Below are 23213 nucleotides of genomic sequence, written 5' to 3'. Positions count from 1 at the left end.
ATGAGCAAGAGCAAGACCCAGTCCACCTCGCGGTCCTATCGTCGCGTCGCCGCCGCCGTCGACGCGGTGTGCGCGGTCGCCGCCGACTCCGACGCGACCACCCTCGATGAGGTGGTCGCGGCGGTCTCGCTCGAGCGGCAGCGCGAAATCGAGATCACCAGTGCGCAATTGGGTCCCGGCGTGTGCGGCCAGCGGCGGTTCTACCCGGAGCGCGACATCATCGTGCTCGCCGACGCCCTGCCGAGCCGCGACCACACCCTCGCCCACGAACTCGGGCACATCGTCTTCGACCACGAGGGCGCGCCCGCGGTCGAGACGACACTCGAGGTCAGCGACGACCTCATCGCCTACATGCTCAGTCAGCGCGCCCACGCCCAGATCGTCGAGGACGGAGCCGACGACCTGGCCGAGTGGGAGGCCGAGACCTTCGCGGCCATGCTCATGACACGACTGCGCGTCTTCAACAACCGAGGCGCAGGCGTCTCGGTCCTTCGATTCGATGAGGCACTCGGATGACACTCTGGTTGACAGCCCTGCTGGTCTGGGTTGCCGCGGGTGCGCGAGTGGGACGCGTGCTCGTCAAGCCCGCGACAACGGCCCGCGTGGCCATCGTCGTCGCGGTCGCCGCCGTCGCACTCGCCTCGACCGTCGCCATCCCCGATATCGCCGTCGCCGTCGACAATCTGCTCCCGGGCGGCCTGCACAGCGGCTGGCTGTCCACGGGCATCGTCGATTCGGCGTGGATCCTATTCACCACCGCCACGTCGGTGGTCGCCTCGGCCGCCTGGCCGGTCGTGTCGCGACGCAACCTGCGCCAGGTCGCGATGATCGTCTACGGCATCGGTGCCCTCGCCATCGCGCTGACGCTGGCCTGGTCGTTCACCTTCGGCTGGATCGTCGTCGCGCTCGGCGCGGTCTTCATCGTCACCACCGGTCTGCGCAATCTGGACTGGACCACGCTGGGTCGCGGCATCGCGATCTACACGGCGGGAACGGCATTGGTCGCCGTGCTCGCCTTCGCCAACGCGGGCCGCGCCTTCCAGGGCGCCGAGCCGACCCCGCCCGGTCAGCCGACGTGGGGCTGGCAGGCGTGGGAGATCGCGAGCCTGCTGATCTCGCTCGGCGCGGTGTCGATCGTCATCGAGCTGTGGTGGCGGGCCCGAATCCTGTTGCGGCGTATCCGCCCACTGCACAAGTTGATGGTCGGCCGGTTCCCGGAGGTCGTCGCACCCGAGCAGAACGCCACCTCGGCGCAGCTGAAGGCCTCCGATCACGTGGCCCAGGTGATGGACGCGCTGTATCTGCTGTCGGGCAGCGGCATCGTCATCCCGGCGGCGGGTGAGCCGCCGAACTCCGTCCCCGAGCGCGCGGCTGTGGTGGCCGAGTGGGCCCGAAACCCGTTGGGGGACTTGTTCGTCGACGCGCGCTGGATCGCGCCGCCACCCGGCGTGAGCCCGCGCGGATGGGTGCTGGCGCTGGCGAAGCGATACGAGGTGGCGGTGGCCACGGCGGGCGCACCGCAGAATGCCGCCGCGTCGAGCTGACGCAGACAACAAGAACGGGCCTGAGCTGGTGTTTCCACCGGCTCAGGCCCGTTCTTCGCGTATCCGCCTGGTTGTTCCTATTCCGTTCCGTCCGGAGGAATTTCGGGCAAGCCTTCGCTGGCCCGCAACTTCTCCGCCATGGAGGTGAGCAGATTCTGTGATTCTTCCGAGAGGTCGAATGCCCTGCTGGACAGACGACGCAGCCCGTAACCCTGCAGCTGCGCAAGCAGTTCCAGGTCGTGATCGATCTTGGCCGCGTAGATGTCGTTGAAGAAGTAGTCAGGCTTGACCTTGAAGAACTTCGCCAGGGCGGCCACCGTCTCGTCGGACGGGTTGGTTCGTTGTCCCGACCGCAGCTGCGAGAGATACGGCTTGGAGATCGGATGCCCGGAGGCAGTCAGCGCAGCCGCAACCTCTGCGTTGGTGTGCGGCTTGCGCCCCGGGGGATGCACGGTTTCGAACAGCTTGTTCAGCCGCGCCGCGAAATCAGCCATTGTGAGCCGCCCAATTCCCTTCACTGTACTAACAGTCGTTATCTCGGATACGTATCATTGATATTAGCGGCTCAGTAACTGAAAACCTACGCCTGATTCAGGATTTCTCTGCGGATTCCGACGCTCACCTGCGTACAGGGCCCGCGACGGCCGCGTTTGCGGGGTCACGTCAACGACTCTTGTGGAGCCGATGGGTGCCGGAGTTCGTGCCCGTCGCGGGGGTCTTCCACCTCGGACCCATGATAGCCCAAAGATTGCTGATGCCTCATCATCCCCCTCGCCCCTCGGATCGTGTGGCGTACGACACGTTCCGGGCGCCTGGAGATGAATGTTCAACCTGGGCGCCCGGTTTCGGTACGCCCAGTCTACAGGCGTTCGATGATCGTGCCGGTCGCGAGGGCTCCACCGGCGCACATGAGAACCATCGCGGTTCCCTTGCCGGTGCGTTCGAGCTCGTGTAATGCGGTCGTGATCAGACGAGAACCGGTGGAACCGACAGGATGCCCGATTGCGATCGCACCGCCGTTGACATTTACCCGTTCCATGTCCGGCTGATGTACAGAAGCCCACGAAAGGGCAACCGCCGCGAATGCTTCGTTGATCTCGAAAAGATCGATATCGCCGATCGCCATTCCCGAGCGTTCCAGCAGTCGCGTGCATGCCTGCACAGGTCCGTCCAGATGGAACTCCGGTTCGGCGCCGACGAGTACCTGGGTGCGGATCCGTGCGCGCGGTCGCAAACCCTTTCGGTGGGCGACGGTTTCGTCCATCAGGAGCACCGCCGCCGCGCCGTCGGAAATCTGCGACGACGTACCCGCGGTGTGCAGGCCGTCGGTGACCACCGGCTTCAGCTTGGCCAGGCCCTCGATCGTGCTCGCGCGCAAGCCCTCGTCGCGGGTCACCTCGGCCTTCTCGCCGGTCGGCGCGCCCTCGCTGTCGAGCACGGGCGCGACCACGGGCAGTACCTCGCGATCGAAGCGGCCTTCGGCCCAGGCGGCGGCGGCCAATTGCTGTGAGCGCAGGCCGAATCGGTCGAGGTCGTCGCGAGTGAGCCCGCGCCGCCGCGCGATTCGCTCGGCCGCGCCGAACTGATCGGGCAGATCGATCGACCACGACTCGGGCCTGCGCGGTCCCGCCTCGGTGCCCACATTGGCGCCGAGCGGCACCCGGCTCATCGCCTCGACACCGCACGCCATGCCGATATCGATGGCCCCGGTGGCGATCAGCCCCGCGACGAGGTGGTTGGCCTGCTGGGCCGAACCGCACTGCGCGTCGATGGTCGTCGCGCCGGTCTGCCACGGCAGCCCCGCGTGCAGCCACGCGACGCGGGTGACGTTGTTGGACTGCTCGCCTGCCTGGGTGACGCAGCCGCCGATCACCTGCTCCACTTCGGCCGGATCGAGGTCGGCCCGGTCGAGCAGTCCGCGCTGGGCCAGGCCGAGCAGTTCGGCCGCGTGCAGGCCGGAAAGCCGCCCGCGACGCTTGCCGATCGGGGTTCGCACTGCCTCGACGATTACCGGTGTGCCCATCTGCATCTCCCTCTGAACTGCAACGTGTTCTGTTTATGTAAGCGGGGCAAAACCGCGAGGTTCTTCCGTCGTGGCATACCCTGTGCTTGAATGATTGTAGAACGTGTTTCAGTTTGTCGAAGGAGACATCTGGTGGTAGATCCGCGCAACGAAGCCACGGGTACCCTGCCGAACCTGCCCGAGGGGTTCGACGTCACCGACCCGGCCATCTACGCCGAACGTGTCCCGGCGGAGGAGTTCGCTGAGCTGCGCCGGTCGGCGCCGATCTGGTGGAACCCGCAGCCGCCCGAGGTGGGCGGCTTCCACGACGACGGGTTCTGGGTTGTCAGCAAGCACGCCGACGTCAAAGAGGTCTCGCGCCGCAGCGATGTCTTCTCGACCTACGAGAACACCGCGATCCCGCGCTTCAACGACGACATCAAGCGCGAACAGATCGAGCTGCAGCGCTTCGTCATCCTGAACAAGGACGCCCCCGAGCACACCAAGCTGCGCAAGCTGATCGCCAAGGGCTTCACCCCGCGCGCGGTGAACAGTCTGCGCGCCGAGCTGTCCTCGCGCGCCGAGAAGATCGTGAAGGCAGCGGCGGAGTCGGGCGGCGGCGACTTCGTCACCCAGGTGGCCTGCGAGCTGCCGCTGCAGGCGATCGCCGAACTCATCGGTGTGCCGCAGGAAGACCGGATGAAGGTCTTCGAATGGTCCAACGACATGACCGGCTACGACGATCCCGACAATGTCGATGTCGACCCCGTCGCGGCGTCGATGGAGCTGCTCGGCTACTCGTACCAGATGGCCGAGGCGCGCAAAGCCTGTCCGGCCGACGACCTGGTCACCACCCTGATCGAGGCCGACGTCGACGGTGAGTCGCTGAGCGCGGAGGAGTTCGGCTTCTTCGTCATCGTGCTCGCGGTCGCCGGCAACGAGACCACCCGCAACGCGATCAGCCACGGCATGATCGCGTTCATGGAGAACCCCGATCAGTGGGAGCTCTTCAAGAAGGAACGCCCGGCCACCGCGGTCGACGAGATCATCCGCTGGGCCACCCCGGTCACCTCCTTCCAGCGCACCGCGCTCGAGGACACCGAACTCGGCGGCGTGCAGATCAAGAAGGGCCAGCGCCTGGTGATGCTGTACCGCTCGGCGAACTTCGACGAGGACGTCTTCGAGAACCCGGAGAAGTTCGACATCATGCGCAAGGAGAACCCGCATCTGTCCTTCGGCGGCACCGGCGCGCACTTCTGTGTCGGCGCGAACCTGGCCCGCCTGGAGGTCGACCTGATCTTCAACGCCATCGCCGACCATCTGCCCGACATCACGAAGATCGGCGACCCCAAGCGTCTGCGCTCGGGCTGGCTCAACGGCATCAAGGAGCTCCCGGTCGACTACAAGACCAAGGGCTGCCCGGTCTCGCACTGAGGTACCGAACGACAACGGCCCCGGACCGAAAGGTCCGGGGCCGTTGCGTTTTCGAGACTCAGGAGGCCTTGCGGCTGGTCGCCATCGCCCGGTCGACCTCCCAGAAGGCCCGCAGGGCGGCGATCTTGCCGTCGGCATCGACCTTGTAGGTGAACACACCCTCGGCGTCGATGAGGTAGCCGGCCACGGTGGTGCGGATCAGGCCGGTGAAGGCGATCTCGTTGCCGCAGGCGAAGGAGTCCTCGAACAGGAACTCGATCGAATCGGTGTTGGCGATGGCCTTGTCCCAGAACGCGCCGATTGCCGCGTGGCCGCGATGACCCACGCCCTCGGGATCGAAACCCGAAGGGCCGACGGGATCTTCGACGATCCCGTCCTCGGCGAACAACGCGATCCAGGCGGCGCGATCCTTGGCGCGGACCGCGGCCTGGGAGGCGAGTCCGGCGTCACGCGCGTTCACGACGCCGCCACGATGGGATCGGCGATGTACTTCTCGGCGAAGCGGCGCAGCGAGTCCTGCTTGGCGGCGAGTTCGCCGTCGAAGCCGATGCCGTCGAAGAGCCACGGCACCACGATGATGTCGGTGACGCCCGCGTCGGCCAGGTCCTGATAGCCGCTGCGGCCGTGGCGATCGATGCAGACCGCCTGGATCTCGAAGGGCTCGGTGTCCCTGCCGTATTCCGCCCGCAGCGTGCGCAGGGTCGCGATGGTCCCGGTGAGCTCGTCGAACTTCATCATCGCCGAGGTCCAGCCGTCGCCGACGCGGGCCGCGCGGCGCAGGGCCGGACCGGTGTGACCGCCGATGTAGAACGGCACCCGCTCGGTGGGCGCGGGGCTCATCTGCAACGGGTCGAAGTCGAAGAACTCGCCGTGGTACTCGACCATGCCGCCGTCGAGGACGAGTTTGATGACCTCGATCATCTCGTCCACCCGGGCGCCACGCTTGGCATAGGGCACCCCGCACCACTCGAATTCCTCGGGAGCCCAGCCGATTCCGACGCCGAAGCCGAAGCGGTTGCCCGACATGTTGGCGATCGAGCCGACCTGGCGGGCCAGTAGCAGCGGATTACGGGAGCCGAGCTTGAGCACATTGGTGTAGAACCGCAGGTTGGTCGTCACGGCTGACATGGACGCGGCGGCGATGAGCGGATCCACCCACGGTGTCTCCGGGCCCCAGAACCGGCTCCCGTCCGGGGTGTACGGGTAGTCGGCGCTCTGGGACTTCATGTAGAACAGCGAGTCGGGCAGACCGATCGAGGTGAAGCCGCATTCCTCGGCCGTCTTGGCCAGCTCGGTGAGCTGGTCGAGCGGGCTCAGCGCGACACCGAGGGTGAATTTCATTCGGGGCGCTCGCTTCCCACGACCCACATGGCGAAGTACTGCGACCCGCCACCGTAGGCATGGCCGAGCGCCTTACGCGCGCCGGCGACCTGGTAGTCGCCCGCCCGGCCCATCACCTGTTTGGCCGCCTCGGCGAAACGGATGAGGCCCGACGCACCGATCGGGTTGGACGAGAGCACCCCGCCCGACGGGTTCACCGGCAGCCTGCCGCCGATCTCGGTCTCGCCCTTGTCGGTGAGCTTCCAGCCGTCGCCCTCGGCGGCGAAGCCGAGGTTCTCCAGCCACATGGGCTCGAACCAGGAGAACGGCACGTAGATCTCGGCGACGTCGATTTCCTCGAGCGGATCGGTGATGCCCGCGGCGGCCCACAGCGCGGCGGCCGCGTCGCGACCGGCCTGCGGGTTCACCTGGTCGCGCCCGGAGAAGGTGGTCGGTTCGGTGCGCATCGAGGTGCCGTGCACCCAGGCGACCGTCTTGCCCTGTGCCTCGACGGCGGCCGCGGCCTCGGCATTGCCGAGCACCACCGCGCAGGCGCCGTCCGAGGACGGGCAGGTCTCGTCGAAACGAATGGGGTCCCAGAGCATCTGGGAGGCCAGCACCGATTCGAGGGTGATGTCGGGCTGGTGCAGGTGCGCGAGGGGATTCTTGGCACCGTTGCGCCGGTCCTTCACCGCCACCTGGGCACCGATGTGCATGGGCGCGTTGGAGCGGCGGATGTAGGAGCGCACGTGCGGGGCGAAGTAGCCGCCCGCGCCCGCGCCGACCGGCATGGTGAACGGCACCGGAATCGACAACGCCCACATGGCATTCGACTCCGACTGCTTCTCCCACGCGATCGCGAGCACCTTGCCGTGCACACCGGCCTGCACCAGGTTGGTGGCGACGATGCCGGTCGAACCGCCGACCGATCCCGCCGTATGCACGCGCAGCAGCGGTTTGCCGATGGCGCCGAGGGCTTCGGCCAGGTACAGCTCGGGCATCATGACGCCCTCGAAGAAGTCGGGCGCCTTGCCGACCACGACCGCGTCGATCTCGTCGATGGTCAAGCCCGCGTCGTCTAGCGCGCGATCGATCGCCTCGCGGCACATGCCCGCCATGGACACGTCCGCACGTTTTGTCACGTGATGTGTTTGACCGGTGCCGAGCACCGCTGCGGGGAAGCTCATGATGCCTCGGATTCCAGGACGGCGACCAGGTTCTGCTGCAGCGCTGGACCGCTGGTCGCATGGGCGAGGGTCCGGTTCGCGGTGCCGGACATGATGGCCGTGGCGGCATTGCCGATCCGCTCGAGACCGGCCGCGAACATCGGGTTGGCCGCGAGCGCACCACCGGACGGATTGATCGTGGTGTCGGGGGACAGGCCGATCGCCTCGGCCAGGATCAGCTGCTGATGGCTGAACGGTGCGTGCAGTTCGGCCACGTCGAAGTCCGTGTTGCCCCGGGTCACCGCGGCGGCCGCGCGCGTGGTCGACGGCGAGCGGGTCAGGTCGCGGACGCCGAACCCCTGGGCGTCGATATTGTGCGCCATGCCGGTGATCCAGGCCGGGCGCTCGCACAGTTCGCGTGCCCGGTCGCCCACGGCGAGCACGATCGCGGCCGCGCCGTCGGTAATCGGCGCGATGTCGTGCGCTCGCAAGGGATCGGCGACATACGGTGCGGCGAGCAGGGATTCGATGTCACCACCGGCGACGGCCGCCATGTCCTGTTCGGTCCAGCGTCCCGCGTCGAGTCCCGCGCGCGCCTGCAGGCCCGCGACGGAGACGGAGTCGGGCCACAGCGGGCCGACCAGATACGGGTCGAGTTGCCTGCTCAGCACCTGGCGCAGCGTGCCCGCCGACGACTTGCCGAAGCCGTACACGAGGGCGGTCTGTGCCTGTCCGGAGAGCAGTTTCACCCACGCCTCGTAGAGCGCCCACGCGGCGTCCATCTCCACGTGCGACTCGTTGATCGGCGGCACCGCGCCGATCGCGTCGACCGCCGAGATGAACGAGAAGGCGCGGCCGGCAAGGTAATCCGAGGAACCCGAGCACCAGAAGTCGATGTCGGACTTGGTGATGCCGAGGTCGGCGTAGAGCTGCTGGAAGCACGGCACGAGCATCTCGACGCCGTTGGTGGTGCCGAAGGTCTCCGGCACGTGCGGTGCGTGGGCGAACCCCACCACCGCGATTTGGGGAATAGTCACGTCGCCTCTCTCAGAGGTGGTGCTGGTAGGACTCGTACGGGGCATCGGGCTCGCCGGTCGGGCGGAAGTGGTCGATGTTGGCCAGTGCGTGGCCCCATTCCTCGCGGGGCTTCCACACGGCCTCGACCCGCATGCCCATGCGCACCTCGGACGCCTCGCATCCGAGAACCAGGTGCAGGAACGGGATATCGGCACCGTCGAGAAGCACATAGGCGGCGACGTAGGGCGGCTTGATCCGCTGGCCGAGGAACGGCACGTTCACGATGCAGAAGGTGGTCACCGTGCCCTTGTCGGGCAGTTCGACGAGGTCGTCGGTGGGGGTGCCGTCGGTCGGGTTGGCGCCGCGCGGCGGGAAGTACACGGCTCCGCCCGTTTCGGAGCGGCCGCCGATCAGCTTGCCCTCGGCGAGACCGCGCAGGTACACGCTCTCCTGGGGCGAGGCGGTGTGCTTGTAGCTCATGTCGACGGGCGTCACCAGCATGGTCACCGGCTCGGTGGAGTCCTCGACGGGCGGTGCGGTCGCGCCCTCGCCCGGCTCGAAGCAGGCGATGTCGGCGATGGTGCCGGTGCGTTCCTCGGCCCAGCGCACGCGCACCCGCATACCGGTGCTCACCTGCGCGGGCTCGGTCACGTCGAGGGCGTGGAGCATGGTGGTGTCGGCGCCGTCGAGCTGCACGAGCACCCAGGCGAACGGGCGGTCGAACGGCTGGCCGGGTAGCGGCTCGGCCACCCATGTCCACGATCGCACCGTGCCGGTCGTCTCCACCTGCACGAGTTCGGCCAATGGGGCCGAGGTGATGGGATCGTATTCCTGGGCGGGTACCAGCACCCGGCCGTCACTGCCGCGCACGCCGAGTATGCGGCGTTCACGCAGTCCGGTCAGGAAGGCTCCGATGATCGGTCCGACGGATCTGGTGTAGTCGAACTGCACCCGAAGGGGTGCACTCAATACTTCCACTGCGGTATTCCCCTGGGTCACGATATCGAGTAGAACAGGTTCTTATTCTGCACGCAAGGATTCGCCGGAAAGGGCGTCGGCCATGAAATTCGGACTGCAACTCGGATACTGGGGTGCGCAGCCGCCCACAAACGCGGGCGAGATGGTCGTCGCGGCCGAGGAGGCCGGGTTCGACGCGGTGTTCGCGGCCGAGTCCTGGGGGTCGGATGCCTTCACCCCGCTGGCCTGGTGGGGGTCGGCCACGCAGCGTGTGCGGCTGGGTACCTCGGTCGCGCAGCTGTCGGCGCGGACCCCGGCGGCGGCCGCCATGCACGCGCTCACGCTGGATCATCTCAGCGGTGGTCGGGCCATCCTCGGGCTCGGCGTGTCCGGGCCGCAGGTGGTGGAGGGCTGGTACGGGCAGCCGTTCGCGCAGCCGCTGCGGCGCACCCGCGAGTACGTCGACATCGTGCGCAAGGTGCTGGCCCGCGAGGCGCCGGTGACCTCCGACAGCCAGGTCTACGGCCTGCCCTACACCGGTCCCGGCGCCACTGGCCTGGGTAAACCGCTCAAGCCGATCGTTCATCCGCTGCGCGCCGACCTGCCGATCTGGCTCGGCGCCGAAGGCCCGAAGAATATCGCGCAGACGGCCGAGATCGCCGACGGCTGGCTCGCGATCTACTACGCCCCGCGCCTGGCAGGCATGTACAACGAGTGGCTCGACGAGGGCTTCGCACGGCCGGGCGCTCGGCGTTCACGTGCGGATTTCGAGATCGCGGCCAGCGCGCAGGTGATCGTCACCGACGATCCGGCCGCCGAGATCGAGCGGATGCGCTGGGTCACCTCGCTCTACATCGGCGGTATGGGCGCGCCCGAGCTGAACTTCCACGCCCAGGTCTACAAGCGGATGGGCTACGACAAGGAGGTCGACGAGATCTCTGCGCTGTTCCGGGCCGGGCGCAAGGCCGAGGCCGCCGCCGCGGTACCCGACGAGCTGATCACCGACACCGCGATCTTCGGCGACGAGGCGCACGTCCGCACCCGATTGCGGGAATGGGAGGACGCCGGCGTGACCATGATGCTGATCTCGGTTTCCGATGCCGAACAACTTCGTCGGCTCCAACCCCTTGTTACGCGGTAGAACACGTTCTAAATTCGTAGGGGTGAGCAGTCAGCAGACAACGGAAATCCTCGGACTGTGGAATATCGCCGCGGCCGAACCCGAGCGGGTCGCCGTCGTCGACCCGGACGGCCGGGAGATCACCTATCGAGAATTGGCCACCCTCGCCAACCGGTACGCCAACGGGCTACGCGGGATCGGATTGCGAACCGGCGACGTCGTTGTCAGCATGCTGCACAACGGCGTCGAGGCGATCGCCGCGTACTTCGCCGCCTACCAGTGCGGTTTCTACATCGTCGCGGTCAACTGGCATCTGACCGCGCCCGAGATCGCCTACATCCTCCAGGACAGTGACGCCTCGGCCTTCCTGGCGAGCGAACGGTTCGCCGCCACCGCCGCCGCGGCCGCCGACGAGGCCGGACTCCCCACCGACGCGCGGTTCGCCGTGGGCACCATCGAGGGTTTCCGGCCGGTGTCGTGGCTCGGCGCGGCCGATACCGGCAGGCCGGACGAGCGTTCGGTCGGCGCACCGATGCTCTACACCTCCGGAACCACCGGGCGGCCCAAGGGCGTTCGCCGCCCGCTGACCGGCGCCGATCCCGACGAGGTTCCCGCACCTAACAAGGCGTTCTTCAGCCTCTTCGGGCTCGCGCCCTACGACGACCACGTGCACATCTGCGGTTCGCCGCTCTATCACACCGCCGTACTGAACTTCTCGACCATCTCGATCCAGTTGGGGCACAAGCTCGTTCTGATGGACCGCTGGGACGCGCAGGACATGCTCGCGCTCATCGAACGGCACCGGGTGACCCACTCGCACATGGTGCCCACCCAGTTCCATCGCCTGCTCGCCCTGCCCGACGAGGTGCGCGCCCGGTACGACGTGTCGTCGCTGCGCAGCATGGTGCACGGCGCCGCGCCGTGCCCGCCGCAGACCAAGCGGCAGATGCTGGAGTGGTGGGGGCCGGTCGTCACCGAGTACTACGCCGCCACCGAGGGCGGCGGCACGGTGATCTCCGGCGCCGAATGGCTGGCCAAGCCCGGATCGGTCGGCAAGGCTTGGCCGTGGTCGGTCATCAAGATCCTCGACGAGACCGACGGCACCGAACTGCCGCCGGGCAAAGAGGGCCTGGTCTACATGAAGATGGGCGCCTCGAGCTTCGAATACCACCACGCCAAGGAGAAGACCGAGGAGTCGCGCGTCGGTGATCTGTTCACCGTCGGCGACATCGGTTACCTCGACGAGGATGGTTATCTGTTCCTCTGCGACCGGCGCTCGGACCTCATTCTCTCCGGCGGCGTGAACATCTACCCGGCCGAGATCGAAGGCGTGCTGATGAGTCACCCGAAGGTCGCCGACGTGGCGGTTCTCGGTGTGCCCGACCCGGATTGGGGTCAGCAGGTGAAGGCGTTCGTGCAGCCGGTCGACGGTGTCGCGGGTGACGACGAACTCACCACCGACCTGCTCGCCTTCGCGGCCGGTCAGCTCGCCAAGTACAAGCTGCCCCGCACGGTGGAATACCGTGCGGAGCTGCCTCGCGACCCCAACGGGAAGCTGTACAAGCGCCGACTGCTCTGAAAGAGCCTGCCGCTCAGGCGGCTTCGCGCCACTCGGGCGGCAGGCCGAACAGCGGGAACAGGCGCTGGGTGTCGAGGAAGAAGTTGAGGCCGGCGATGGTGTCGCCCTCGAGCTCGAGCACCGTGATCGACCACGGCACCCAGACGCCGGGCTCCTCGCTCGGCTTGTAATGGCCGAACGCGGGCAGGCCGTTGGCGCCCTCCAGCGGAACCATCCGCGAATCGCGGCAGGCGCTTCCGGTGCCGAGCATGAACGCCGCCACGTTCTCCGGACCGGAGATCCAGAGGTCGAAGGGCGGCATCGACAGCGCCACATCGGCTTTCAGCAAGGTGGTGAGCGCGTCCATGTCGTAGGCCTCGAAGGCCTTCACGAAATCGTCGACGAGCTTGCGCTGATCGGGGTCGGTGTCGTCGAAGCCGTCGGTGACGGTCGGCTGCACCTTCGACATCGTCGAGCGGGCGCGTTGCAGCGCGCTGTTCACCGACGCGGGCGACATCATCAGCGCCTCCGCGGTCTCGCTCGCCGAGAAGCGCAGCACCTCACGCATGATCAGGATCGCGCGCTGGGTGGCGGGCAGATGCTGACACGCGGCCACGAACGCCAGACGCAAGGTGTCCTTGGTCGAGGCGTGCTCGGCCGGGTCGGCGCCGAAGGCGAGCGCGTTCGGGATCGGCTCGATCCACACGTAGTCCGGCTGCGGCATCGGCAGCGGGGAATCCGGGCGGCCCGGGCCGTTCAGATCCATCGGTCTGGCTCGGCTCTGCGGGCGATCGAGCATGTCGAGACAGATGTTGGTGGCGATCTTGTAGAGCCACGAGCGAAGGCTGGCGCGACCCTCGAAGGCATCGTAGGAGCGCCAAGCGCGCGTGAACGTCTCCTGCACCGCGTCCTCGGCCTCGAAGGAGGAGCCGAGCATGCGGTAGGCGTACGCGCACAACTCGCGCCGGTGGGTTTCGAATTCGGCGAGGACCTCGGGGTCCGGTCCGGTGGTTGCGGTTGTGGCGTCCGTCATGGTTTCACGATGCCACAGGGGTCCGACAGCCGACAGAGGACGAATCGGACTATCGAAGTTTCGCGAATTTTCCGGTCCGGCGATGAATCCTCATCCGTCGCAGCGTCTACATGAACGAGACCGCAACGACGCTCCGAAAGGCTGAACCATGAGCAGCAAGATGATCTTCATCAACCTCCCCGTCGCCGACCTCGACCGCTCCAAGGGGTTCTACGAGGCGCTCGGGTGGAAGGTCAACGAGGATTTCACCGACCAGAACGCGGCCTGCATCGTCGTCGACGACAACATCTGCCTCATGCTGCTCACCAAGGACTTCTTCACGACGTTCAGCAAGCGCCCCATCGCCGATACCGGCAGCCAGGTCGCCGCGGCCTACGCCCTGTCGCTGGGGAGCGCCGAGGAGGTCGACGCGCTGACCGACGCTGCTGTCGCGGCCGGTGCTCGCGAGGAAGTCAACGATGACAAGCGGGCCGAAGAGGCACAGGTGGGCATGCACGGCCGCACCTTCATCGACCCGGACGGCCACCAGTGGGAGCCGTTCTTCATGAACTACCCCGGGGCGTAAGCCGACAAGAGGCGCCGGACACTGCACCCGGCGCCTTGAAGGCCACTGAGGCGGAGGCGCGCCGATCCGACGAGCTTCAACTACTCTCATCCGTGATCGAGAAGCGGGGTGGGAGTACAACGTGACTGACTCACAGGGCGAACCTTCGGCGAGCCTCTTCGTTGTTCCAGCGGAAGTCGGTCAGGTCGGTCAGTATCTGACCGACCTGGTGCAGCTGTTCGAATCCTCACTCGAAACCGCTGTGCGGGAAATCGATGAGATGGGCAAGACGTGGACCGGAACCGCTGCGGAGAACTTTGCCGAAAGATGGGCGCTGGTCTACGACCGGAGCCCGGAACTGCTCGGTTCACTGACCGGCCTGGCAAACTCTCTGAATGTTGTCGCTACGACTTTCACGCAACTAGACGGCACCGGCGCCGACCATATCAGTTCGCTTGATCTGGACTGAAGAATGAGTAGCAGCAGGTTTACCGTTGATGTTGATCACCTAGAGCAGGTTTCGACAAAGCTGATTGGGCTCGCGGGCTTTCTTGGTGAGCAGTTGGATGTCTACGACGCCAAGATGGCGACGCTGCGATCCGGCAGTTGGAGCGGAGCGGCGGCAGACGCATTCGAGGCCGCGCAAGCTCAATGGGTGAGCGCTGCCAGGGAGTTCGTCGCGGGCGTCCAGGATGCTGGTGAAGAAATCGGCCGCCGCCGGGCCGGCTTCTTGAGAGTGCAAGCCATGAACATCAGAATGTCAAGTGTCTGATGGGATGGGAGATCGAGGCCGTTGATTATAGGAATGCCGCTTCTGCATGTCATGGAATAGCTTCCAAGATATTCGTTCAGCAGGGAAATCTTCATCGAGTTCTCACATCCTCGTGTGTAGGGATGGCGGGTGACTACCATTTCACGGCCGCGTGGACTTCCGCGTACGAGGACGCGAGCGCATCGTGGATTGCGACGATGACAGTAATGGTCGAAGCGCTGAATCACTACGGGGATATCCTCCTGGCAACGGCATATAATTGGGACGTAATCAACCAGACCCTCCCGCATCCTGATCGTCCGACTCCGACTCCCTCGATTGGCAATCCCTACGTCGCTGCGCATGTAGCGAAGGGTGCAAACGGTGATGGCATACAGGTCAACGGAGTAGGGATGTCCAAGGTCGAGTCGATTCCGAACGGAGACACAGGAAAACTTCTGCTGGCCAGGTATGACGGATGGTCGAACAGTGGACTGCATGGTGATGTGACAACAGCTCCCGACGAGATCGTCGCGATATCACGCACCTTCGAGTACTCCACGGAGGAAAGCGTCAACCACGTAAGGGATCGCCTGAAGACGTTGGAGCTGGCGGCAAGAGACATAGTAAACGCCGCCAAGATCGTTCATGCCGCTGTCGAAAGCTACCATGAAAAGCTCCAGTCGCTGCGTACGATTATCAAGGGAAATCTGGAGTCGAACGGCAGTTACAGGGTGATGGTCCTAGATACCTACGTACTGGTCGATTGCTCGGCACCAATTTTTGGTGATGACCTCAAGGAAATGGTATATGACCCCGTGGAGTCCAGTGAGTTTCACCAGGTTGTAAGTAGTAGACCGTTTCTCGGTCTCCCTGATCTCGCTGTTCATTCAGTGCGTCTCAAGGAGATAATCTCCCTGCCGATCGTTCTGGAAGGTGAGAGCCCGGATACTGGGGATGACTCGGGTGGCGCCAATTCTGTGCCTCCGCCTGTGTTGACGAATGTATCCGAAGAATATGTCCGCAGAAAGCATTACCCCGGCGGTTCGGAAAACACAAGCGATAAAGGTACTTTCAATGCAGTCGAAGATCCGTATGCGCTTGTAGACGCCGCTAAGAATTCACCGCCAATTCCTCAGGGTGATGGAACGTATCGGCGTGAGGTGGTCGTATTCGACCGCTATGTTGGTAACGCCTCCATCAGTGAGGGCGGTGGTGTGCCGACGAGGAAGTATGTGGTAATTCAAGACCGATTCGGTACAGTCCGTACGATGTATCCTGTTAAAGAAGGGTGACTAGAAGTGGGTCTCGGAATCGCGATACAGGATATGAACCACAAGGTTGAGCAGCGCTTTACCGATGATGCGGAAAACACGCTGTATTTCCTCTGCGCCGCACAGCCCAAGACGTGTTTGCTTCGCGGGATCGACCGGTATGCCGACACGATGTTCAACAGGTGGCAGTTGATGATAATCCTCGAGCAGCTCGAGGAGATCGACGTGGAAACGCCAGCGCAACGGCAGGCGCTCGAGCAACTTCGTCGTCTGGCCGAGGTCGCTATCCGCCAGAACGGCTACCTGATGTTCATCGGAGACTGAGCGGACAGGCCGACCCAGAGGGCGCCGGGCGCATGCCCCGGCGCCCTCTGGCGTGTCAGGAGCCGGTGAAGTTGGGCTTGCGCTTCTCGGCGAAGGCGCGGGGGCCTTCCTTGGCGTCGGCCGATTTGAAGACCTCGATGCCGATCTTGGCCTCGATGGGGAACGCCTCGTTCTCCGGCATGGCCTCGGTTTCGCGCAGGGTGCGCAGCATCGCCTGGACGGCGAGGGGGCCGTTGTCGGCGATCTTGCCTGCCAGCTCCAGGGCCTTGTCGAGGGCGGTGCCGTCGGGGACCACGTGGCCGATGAGGCCGATCTCCTTGGCCTCGGTGGCGGTGATGTGCCGACCGGTCAGCAGCAGATCGGCGGCCACGGTGTAGGGGATCTGGCGGGCCAGGCGCACGGCGGATCCGCCGAGCGGGAACAGGCCCCAGCGGGCCTCGGAGACGCCGAACTTGGCGCTTTCCCCGGCCACGCGCAGGTCGGTGCCCTGCAGGATCTCGGTGCCACCGGCGATGGCTGGGCCCTCGACTGCCGCGATCAGTGGCTTGCTCAGGCGCCGACCCTTCAGCAGCGCGGGGAGGTAGGCGGGGTCCCAGCCGCCGCCTGCGGCGGTGTCGCCCGGATGCGACGAACTCATCGCCTTCAGGTCCATCCCCGCGCAGAACGCGCCGCCCGCGCCGGTCAGGATCGCGACGCGGATGTCGGGATCGCTGTCGACCTGGTCCCAGGCGTCGCGCATGATCGCCATCATCTCGCCGGACAGGGCGTTACGCGCCTCCGGACGGTTCATGGTGACGATGAGGACGTGGTCTCGCTTCTCGACCAGACAGTGGGCCATTTCGATGTCTCCTGACGTTCAGCCTTGTCAGAAACAGTAACACGTTCTATTTTTGTCTTTGTGAGCTACAACATAGCCGATCTCGTCGAACACGCCGTCGACCTGATGTCCGACCGGATCGTGCTGGTTGGCGAGCATCGTGAGTCGACCTACGCCGAACTGGAGGAGCGGGCCAACAAACTGGCCCACTACCTGATGGAACAGGGTGTGCGTCCCGGCGACAAAGTCGGAATCTACAGCCGGAACACCGTGGAGGCCGTCGAAGCGATGGTCGCCGTCTTCAAGGCGCGGGCGGTGATGATCAACGTCAACTTCCGCTACGTCGAGAACGAGTTACTACACATTTTCGAGAACTCGGACATGGTGGCACTGATCCATGAGCGCCGCTACACCGACAAAGTGGCCGCGGTGCGCGACAAGGTGCCCGCCCTGCAGACGGTGATCGTCGTCGAGGACGGCACCGACACCCCGACCGCGCCGGGAACGGTGGAATACGAGTCGGCCCTTGCCGATTCGTCCGGCGAGCGCGACTTCGGCGAACGTTCGCCCGACGACATCTACATGCTCTACACCGGCGGAACGACCGGCCTGCCCAAGGGCGTCGTGTGGCGCCACGAGGACGTCTGGCGGGTGCTCGGCGCGGGCATCAACTTCGTGACCGGCGAATACGTCAAGGACGAGTGGGAGCTGGCCAAGGTCGGCGCCGCCAATCCGCCGATGGTGCGCTACCCGATCCCGCCGATGATCCACGGCGGCTCGCAGTGGGCCACCTTCCACAGCCTGTTCGGTGGTGGCAAGACCGTGATGATCCCGGAGTTCAGCGGGCACGGTGTCTGGCAGGCCGTCGACAAGCACGGCGTGAACCTGCTCTTCATGACCGGTGACGCGATGGCGCGCCCGATGCTCGACGCGCTCGCCGAGGGCAACCCGGAAACCGGTGAGCCCTACGACCTCTCGACGCTGTACGTGCTCGCCAGCACCGCCGCGCTGTTCTCGCCCTCGCTCAAGGACAAGTTCCTCGAGGTACTGCCCAACCGGATGATCTCCGACTCCATCGGTTCCTCGGAGACGGGCTTCGGCGGTCTGGCGCTGGTAACCAAGGGCGCCACCCACACCGGTGGTCCGCGGGTGAAGATCGACGCGGCCACCCAGGTGCTCGACGAGGACGGCAAGCCGGTGGAGCCCGGTTCCGGTGTCGTCGGCATGCTCGCGCGCAGCGGCCACATCCCGCTCGGGTACTACAAGGACGAGGTGAAGTCGGCCGCGACCTTCAAGGAGTACAACGGGATTCGCTACGCCATCCCCGGCGACTACGCGCGCGTCGAGGAGGACGGCACCGTCACCATGCTCGGCCGTGGTTCGGTGAGCATCAACAGTGGTGGCGAGAAGATCTATCCCGAAGAGGTGGAGGGCGCGCTCAAGGCGCACCCCGAGATCTTCGACGCGCTCGTCGTGGGTGTGGAGGACGAGCGGTGGGGTCAGCGGGTGTGTGCCGTTGTCCAGTGTCGCGGTGACAAGCGCCCCACCCTCACCGAGCTGAGGCCGCTGCTCACCCAGGAGATCGCCTCCTACAAGCAGCCACGCAGCCTGTGGTTCGTGGACGAGATCAAGCGCTCACCCGCCGGTAAGCCCGATTACCGCTGGGCCAAGGAGCAGACCGACGCCCGTCCCGCCGATGAGCACGCCGACGCAGGCGCCTCCTGAGGTGACACCATCGAATCGGCCCGCCCAGCATCTCGCTGAGCGGGCCGATTCGCGTCTACCGGGCCTTCGCCACCGCTGGACATGTGATCACCACGCTCTGGTGACGGTGGCCTCTCGGGCTTTGCCGCCACCAGAGCGTGGTGGCTCAGCGGGCGCGGAGTTCGGCGAGTTGGTACGCGAGCCGGGTGCGGACGGCGGGGATTCGGGTGAGGACGCGCATGGCGGTGTTGCGGAGGGTGCGGGCGGGGGTGGAGCCGAGGGTGGCCATCTTCGTCATGCGATCGGTGAAGGCGACGACTTCGGTCGCGATGGGCCTGCGGGTCGTTTCGTAGGTGTCGAGCAGGGAATCCGGCTCGCCCGCCGCGACTTTCGCGAGCAGGGTGCCGAGCAGGGCGGCGTCCTGGATGCCGGTGTTCATGCCCTGGCCGCCCGCGGGGCTGTGGACGTGGGCGGCGTCGCCCGCGAGCAGGACACGGCTGGCGCGGTACCGGTCGGCGACACGGTGGTGCACGCGGAAGCGTGAGCTCCACAGGACCTCGTCGACGCGGACCTCGCCCGCCGGGCCGCGGGCGTCGAGGACGGCCTGGATGTCCTCGCGCGTGGGGTGTTCGGGTGCCTCGTCCACGGTGGCGACCACGCGGTAGCGCTCGCCGTCCGCGTCGGGGAGCGGCGCGACGACGGTGACGCCTTCGGGGGAGAGGTGCAGGGAGACCTCGCTGCGCGGGGACGGCCAGGTCATCCGGACGTCGGCGAGGACGAACGACGCGGGGTAGGTGTCGCCGGTGAAGCCGATGCCCGCCTGCTCACGGACCACGCTGTGCATACCGTCGGTGCCGACCACGTAGTCGGCCGCGATGCTGCCCGGTGTGCCGTCGGCGTTCACGTATTCGACGGTGGCGTGGTCTTTTTCGTTACGGATCCCGGTCACCGTGATCGGCCGGTGCACCCGCCCGCCCGCCTTGTGGAGGCGGGCGAGCAGGACGCGCTCGGTGACATCCTGGGGCACCATCAGGGTGTAGGGGAACGCGGTCGGCAGACCGTCGAATTCGATGGTGGCCAAGGTCTTCGGGCCGTCGTGCACCTTGAAGGTCGGCACCTCGATGCCGAGTCCGACGAGTTCGTCGGCGATACCGAGCTCGTCGAGCACCTCGAGTGTCCTGGCGTGCACCACGGCGGCGCGAGAAGTGTTGGCGCCCTCGGCGAGACGGTCGATGAGCACGTGCTCGATGCCCGCTTCGGCGAGCACGATCGCGGTGGTGAGGCCGGCGGGGCCCGCGCCGACGATGACGACGGAAGTGGTTGCGGGGAGGGTGGTGGCGGCCATTTCGACTCCTGGTCAACGAGTGTTTGCCAACGCTTGTAGGCATAACGGTAGACCTGGCGGCGCTAGAAAGTCAACAGTTGTTGGCCTACAATCGTTGGCATGTCATCCGCACAGCAAGAGCAGCCGGTCCGACGCTCCGATGCCACCCGCGCGGTCATCCTCGCTGCTGCCCGCACCCGCTTCGCCGCCGACGGCTACGCCAAAGCCACCATCCGCGCCATCGCCGCCGACGCCGAGATCGACCCCTCGATGGTGATGCGCTACTTCGGTTCCAAAGACGGCCTCTTCGCCGCCGCGGCCCAGATCGACCTCGACCTCCCCGACCTCGGCGCCGCCGACCCGAACACATTGGGGGAGCTGCTGATCCGCCGCTTCCTCACCATCTGGGAGGACAACGACAACACCGTCCTGCTGATCCTGCTGCGCACCTCGATCACCGACGAGGCGGTAGCCGAGCGAGTCCGCGAAATCTTCGCCGCCCAGGTCCTGCCCGCAGTCCTGCGCTTCGGCGATCCTGCCGACGCCCCCCGCCGAGCCGGATTGATCGTCACCCAACTCCTGGGTCTGGCCCTGTGCCGCTACGTCCTGCGTCTACCACCGGTAGTGGCACTCACTCCGGCCCAGCTCGTCACCGACATCGCCCCGACCTTGCAGCGCTACTTGACCTTATGAGTCGGCGACCGACAGCCCTGGTCGGCATCGGTATGCGCAACCCGCCGGATGAAGCGTCGCGAGCGCGCGATCACGAGTATGCGAAAAACCGCTGCGACCGCGTCGAAGTCGTGGTCGCAGCGGGCGACCAGCAGGTCGAACCGCCGGCTCGAAACGCGGCGCGCGGCGGTTGTCGCTTATCCCGCCAGCTGGGCGCCGAGGGCGAGGAGGTGGGGGGTCGCGCCGCCGAGGGCGAATTCGTGGTGCTTGGCGGCGGTGAAGTAGTTGTGGGTGATGTGATCGCGGTCGATGCCGAGGCCGCCGTGGACGTGGACGACGGTGTGGGCGACCTTGTGGCCCGCTTCGGCTGCCCAGAACTTGGCGATGTGGACGGATTCGGCGGCGGGCAGGCCCTCGGACAGGCGCCAGGCCGCCTGGGTGACGGTGAGGCGGAGGCCGCCGATGTCGATGTAGGCGTCGGCGAGGCGCTGGGCCACCGACTGGAAGGAGCCGATGGCCTTGCCGAACTGCTCGCGGGTGCGGGTGTGCTCGGCGGTGATCTCCAGGGCGCGTTCCAGGGTGCCGAGTTGCAAGGCGGACAGCCCCAGCCAGGCGCGCTCGCGCAGCCAGGTGAGGATGTCGGCGCCGGATTCCACGGTGCCGAGCAGTTCGGCCGGGGCGGCATCGAACTCGACGAGGAATTCGGGGGACAGGTCGACGACCTGCTGCGGCGTCACCACGGTATTCGCCGGGTCGACCAGGAAGACCGCCACCGTGCCGCCGGCTGAGGCATCGCCGGGGATCAACGCGGGCACCAGGATTCGCTCGGCCCGGTCCGCATACGGAACGGTCGTCGCGACACCCGTCAATGTCCATTCCGTGCCCGTGCCGCGCGCAGCCGAATCGCCCCCGGCTGAATCGGCGGCCGAGATACCGGTGGCAGCGGCTGGGTTGCCGGCCGCAGCGGGAGTTGCGGTGATCCCGGGTGTACCGATCGGATCGTGCAGCGACGTCGACAGAGCCGCCGTCAGCACCACCTCACCCGCCCCTGCGCGCTGTGCCAGCCCGTGCGGGTCCTCCTCGCCGAATCGCGCGAGCGCCCCCGCACCGAGCACGACCGACCACAGGTACGGCACGGCGGCGTCAGCACGTCCGAGCTCACGCAGCACGGCGGACTGCTCGAGCTCACCGAAATCGCTGCCGCCCAACGCTTCCGGCAGCGCGGCCGCGAGTACTCCGGTTTCGGCGAGCGCCTTCCAGAGTTGCTCGTCGAAGCGGCCCGGAGTGTCGAGCTCACGCAGCCGATCGGCGGTGACGAGTTTGGCGCAGACCTCGCCGGTGAGGCGGGCGAGGTCGGTCTGGGCTTCGGTGGGGGTGAAATCCATGGCGGTTTACCGGCTTTCGTGGATCAGCGGGCGGCGGCGGGCTGGCGCAGGGCGGTCATGGCGATGATGTCGCGCTGCACCTCGTTGGTGCCGCCGCCGAAGGTGAGGATCAGGGCGGCGCGGTGCATCCGCTCCAGCCTGCCGAGCAGCACCGCACCAGGGGAGTCCTGGCGCAGGTAGGCGTCGGCGCCGACCACTTCCATCAGCAGCCGGTAGGCCTCGGTGGCCAGTTCGGTGCCGTACACCTTGCACGCCGAGGCATCCCACGGGCGCGGCGCGGCCTCGCCGCCCTGATCGGCGCGGCTGGCGATCTCCCAGTTCAGCAGCTTCAGATATTCGACCTTGGCGTGCACGCGGGCCAGATTCAGCCGCGCCCATTCCTGGTCGATCACGCGGGAACCGTCGGGGAGCAGTGTGTCGCGGGCCCACGCGGTCGTCTGCGCCACCGCGAGCGACAGTGGCCCGGCCGAGGTGAGCGCCACCCGCTCGTGGTTGAGCTGGTTGGTGATGAGCGACCAGCCGCCGTTCTCCGGACCGACCATCGACGACGCGGGCACGCGAACATCCTGGTAATAGGTGGCGCTGGTGTCGGGCCCGGCCATGGTGTGCACGGGCGTCCAGGAGAACCCTTCGGCGGAGGTCGGCACGATGAACATGCTGATCCCCTTGTGCTTCTTGGCAGCGGGATCGGTGCGCACGGCCAGCCAGATGTAGTCGGCATAGGCGATGAGGCTGGTCCACATCTTCTGGCCGTTGATGACGAAGTCGTCGCCGTCGCGCACCGCGGCGGTGCGCAGCGAGGCGAGGTCGGTTCCCGCGCCCGGCTCGGAGTAGCCGATCGCGAAGTGCAGCTCACCGGCGGCGATGCGGGGCAGGAAGTACTTCTTCTGCTCCTCGGTGCCGTACTGCATGATGGTCGGCGCCACCGAGTTGAGCGTCAGGAACGGGACGGGCGCGCCCGCGATGGCGGCCTCTTCCACGAAGATCAGCTGGTCCATGGTGGTCCGGTCCTGGCCGCCGTACTCCTTGGGCCAGCTCAGCGTGAGCCAGCCGTCGCGGCCCATCTGACGCACCACCTCGCGGTAAACGTCGCCCTCGCCGTACTCGCCGGTCTGCAGGCTCAGTGCCTTCTTGCGCTCCGGGGTCATGAGCCCGGCGAAATACGCGCGCAGCTCGGCGCGCAATTCTTCCTGCTGCGGCGTGTACGCGACGCGCATGCTTCCCACCTCGGTGTCGAACTCCAGCTTCGGTGAGCCGATCATTGCAC

24 protein-coding genes are annotated in these 23213 nt (G+C 66.5%); 12 read left to right on the top strand and 12 right to left on the bottom strand.

Going from position 1 to position 23213, the window contains the following annotated elements; translation table 11 throughout:
- Complete coding sequence (locus AB0F86_RS27800) at positions 1–516, top strand: ImmA/IrrE family metallo-endopeptidase (RefSeq protein WP_181698756.1); 516 nt, start codon at positions 1–3, stop codon at positions 514–516.
- Entirely contained in the window at positions 513–1544 is a 1032-nt protein-coding gene (locus AB0F86_RS27795; RefSeq protein ID WP_067492265.1) for a hypothetical protein, read from the top strand. Before AB0F86_RS27800 ends, AB0F86_RS27795 begins: the two co-directional genes overlap by 4 nt.
- A 77-nt stretch (positions 1545–1621) precedes the next feature.
- Here AB0F86_RS27795 and AB0F86_RS27790 read toward each other — a convergent pair whose 3' ends face one another.
- Both AB0F86_RS27790 and AB0F86_RS27785 read right to left on the bottom strand, forming a co-directional pair.
- Complete coding sequence (locus AB0F86_RS27790) at positions 1622–2038, bottom strand: helix-turn-helix domain-containing protein (protein WP_019044759.1); 417 nt, start codon at positions 2036–2038, stop codon at positions 1622–1624.
- A 365-nt stretch (positions 2039–2403) separates the two neighbouring features.
- Positions 2404–3567 (bottom strand): steroid 3-ketoacyl-CoA thiolase, encoded by a 1164-nt coding sequence (locus tag AB0F86_RS27785; RefSeq protein ID WP_225281334.1) that lies wholly within the window; start codon positions 3565–3567, stop codon positions 2404–2406.
- 132 nt (positions 3568–3699) lie between these two features.
- Here AB0F86_RS27785 and AB0F86_RS27780 point away from each other — a divergent pair, with 132 nt between their 5' ends.
- Complete coding sequence (locus tag AB0F86_RS27780; protein ID WP_225281333.1) at positions 3700–4980, top strand: cytochrome P450; 1281 nt, start codon at positions 3700–3702, stop codon at positions 4978–4980.
- Positions 4981–5038: 58 nt separating this feature from the next.
- Here the strand turns inward: AB0F86_RS27780 and AB0F86_RS27775 are convergent, their stop codons facing one another.
- Genes AB0F86_RS27775 through AB0F86_RS27755 form a run of 5 tightly spaced genes read right to left on the bottom strand, consistent with a single transcriptional unit; the run spans position 5039 to position 9482 of the window.
- A complete protein-coding gene (locus tag AB0F86_RS27775) occupies positions 5039–5440 on the bottom strand; it encodes a nuclear transport factor 2 family protein (RefSeq protein WP_356986729.1) in 402 nt (133 codons plus the stop codon).
- Complete coding sequence (locus AB0F86_RS27770) at positions 5437–6321, bottom strand: TIGR03619 family F420-dependent LLM class oxidoreductase (protein WP_067640684.1); 885 nt, start codon at positions 6319–6321, stop codon at positions 5437–5439. Before AB0F86_RS27770 ends, AB0F86_RS27775 begins: the two co-directional genes overlap by 4 nt.
- Complete coding sequence (locus tag AB0F86_RS27765; RefSeq protein ID WP_181698752.1) at positions 6318–7487, bottom strand: thiolase domain-containing protein; 1170 nt, start codon at positions 7485–7487, stop codon at positions 6318–6320. Before AB0F86_RS27765 ends, AB0F86_RS27770 begins: the two co-directional genes overlap by 4 nt.
- Positions 7484–8497: a thiolase domain-containing protein gene (locus tag AB0F86_RS27760; protein WP_356986818.1), complete on the bottom strand. Its 1014-nt coding sequence runs from the start codon at positions 8495–8497 to the stop codon at positions 7484–7486. Before AB0F86_RS27760 ends, AB0F86_RS27765 begins: the two co-directional genes overlap by 4 nt.
- Positions 8498–8513: 16 nt before the next feature.
- Positions 8514–9482 carry an OB-fold domain-containing protein gene (locus AB0F86_RS27755; protein WP_356986731.1) on the bottom strand — a complete coding sequence of 323 codons (969 nt, stop codon included), beginning with the start codon at positions 9480–9482 and terminating at the stop codon, positions 8514–8516.
- Positions 9483–9543: 61 nt separating this feature from the next.
- Here AB0F86_RS27755 and AB0F86_RS27750 point away from each other — a divergent pair, with 61 nt between their 5' ends.
- Positions 9544–10581 carry an LLM class F420-dependent oxidoreductase gene (locus AB0F86_RS27750; RefSeq protein ID WP_181698750.1) on the top strand — a complete coding sequence of 346 codons (1038 nt, stop codon included), beginning with the start codon at positions 9544–9546 and terminating at the stop codon, positions 10579–10581.
- A gap of 22 nt (positions 10582–10603) precedes the next feature.
- Positions 10604–12139, top strand: coding sequence for an acyl-CoA synthetase (locus tag AB0F86_RS27745; RefSeq protein ID WP_225281330.1), 1536 nt, complete (start codon positions 10604–10606; stop codon positions 12137–12139).
- A 13-nt stretch (positions 12140–12152) separates the two neighbouring features.
- On the opposite strand, the gene AB0F86_RS27740 is transcribed toward AB0F86_RS27745, so the two are convergent.
- Positions 12153–13151, bottom strand: coding sequence for a sigma-70 family RNA polymerase sigma factor (locus AB0F86_RS27740; protein WP_356986734.1), 999 nt, complete (start codon positions 13149–13151; stop codon positions 12153–12155).
- A gap of 148 nt (positions 13152–13299) precedes the next feature.
- Here AB0F86_RS27740 and AB0F86_RS27735 point away from each other — a divergent pair, with 148 nt between their 5' ends.
- The 5 genes from AB0F86_RS27735 (at position 13300) to AB0F86_RS27715 (ending at position 16044) form a co-directional block, all read left to right on the top strand.
- On the top strand, positions 13300–13716 hold the full coding sequence (locus AB0F86_RS27735) for a VOC family protein (protein ID WP_067492273.1): 417 nt from the start codon (positions 13300–13302) through the stop codon (positions 13714–13716).
- A gap of 121 nt (positions 13717–13837) precedes the next feature.
- A complete protein-coding gene (locus tag AB0F86_RS27730; protein ID WP_356986736.1) occupies positions 13838–14164 on the top strand; it encodes a WXG100 family type VII secretion target in 327 nt (108 codons plus the stop codon).
- A gap of 3 nt (positions 14165–14167) precedes the next feature.
- Positions 14168–14467, top strand: a complete 300-nt coding sequence (locus AB0F86_RS27725; RefSeq protein ID WP_356986738.1) for a WXG100 family type VII secretion target — start codon at positions 14168–14170, stop codon at positions 14465–14467.
- Entirely contained in the window at positions 14467–15741 is a 1275-nt protein-coding gene (locus tag AB0F86_RS27720) for a hypothetical protein (protein ID WP_356986740.1), read from the top strand. Before AB0F86_RS27725 ends, AB0F86_RS27720 begins: the two co-directional genes overlap by 1 nt.
- A gap of 6 nt (positions 15742–15747) precedes the next feature.
- The gene (locus AB0F86_RS27715; RefSeq protein ID WP_356986741.1) at positions 15748–16044 is read left to right on the top strand and encodes a hypothetical protein; all 297 of its coding nucleotides are present in this window, start codon (positions 15748–15750) and stop codon (positions 16042–16044) included.
- A gap of 55 nt (positions 16045–16099) precedes the next feature.
- Here AB0F86_RS27715 and AB0F86_RS27710 read toward each other — a convergent pair whose 3' ends face one another.
- A complete protein-coding gene (locus AB0F86_RS27710) occupies positions 16100–16882 on the bottom strand; it encodes a crotonase/enoyl-CoA hydratase family protein (RefSeq protein ID WP_356986743.1) in 783 nt (260 codons plus the stop codon).
- A 60-nt stretch (positions 16883–16942) separates the two neighbouring features.
- Here AB0F86_RS27710 and AB0F86_RS27705 point away from each other — a divergent pair, with 60 nt between their 5' ends.
- On the top strand, positions 16943–18586 hold the full coding sequence (locus tag AB0F86_RS27705) for an acyl-CoA synthetase (protein WP_356986745.1): 1644 nt from the start codon (positions 16943–16945) through the stop codon (positions 18584–18586).
- 145 nt (positions 18587–18731) lie between these two features.
- Here the strand turns inward: AB0F86_RS27705 and AB0F86_RS27700 are convergent, their stop codons facing one another.
- Positions 18732–19910, bottom strand: a complete 1179-nt coding sequence (locus AB0F86_RS27700) for an FAD-dependent monooxygenase (RefSeq protein WP_356986746.1) — start codon at positions 19908–19910, stop codon at positions 18732–18734.
- Positions 19911–20009: 99 nt separating this feature from the next.
- Between AB0F86_RS27700 and AB0F86_RS27695 the strand changes: the two genes are divergently transcribed.
- Positions 20010–20582, top strand: coding sequence for a TetR family transcriptional regulator (locus AB0F86_RS27695; protein WP_356986748.1), 573 nt, complete (start codon positions 20010–20012; stop codon positions 20580–20582).
- Between the two features lie 176 nt (positions 20583–20758).
- Here AB0F86_RS27695 and AB0F86_RS27690 read toward each other — a convergent pair whose 3' ends face one another.
- Entirely contained in the window at positions 20759–21946 is a 1188-nt protein-coding gene (locus AB0F86_RS27690) for an acyl-CoA dehydrogenase family protein (RefSeq protein ID WP_356986750.1), read from the bottom strand.
- Positions 21947–21969: 23 nt separating this feature from the next.
- Entirely contained in the window at positions 21970–23163 is a 1194-nt protein-coding gene (locus AB0F86_RS27685; RefSeq protein WP_356986751.1) for an acyl-CoA dehydrogenase family protein, read from the bottom strand.
- Positions 23164–23213 lie beyond the last annotated feature (50 nt).

The organism is Nocardia sp. NPDC023733, assembly GCF_040639775.1.
GTDB classification, from domain to species: Bacteria; Actinomycetota; Actinomycetes; order Mycobacteriales; family Mycobacteriaceae; genus Nocardia; species Nocardia rosealba.
The sequence above is the reverse complement of the archived record's forward strand: the minus strand, read 5'-3'. Positions and strand labels throughout refer to the sequence as shown.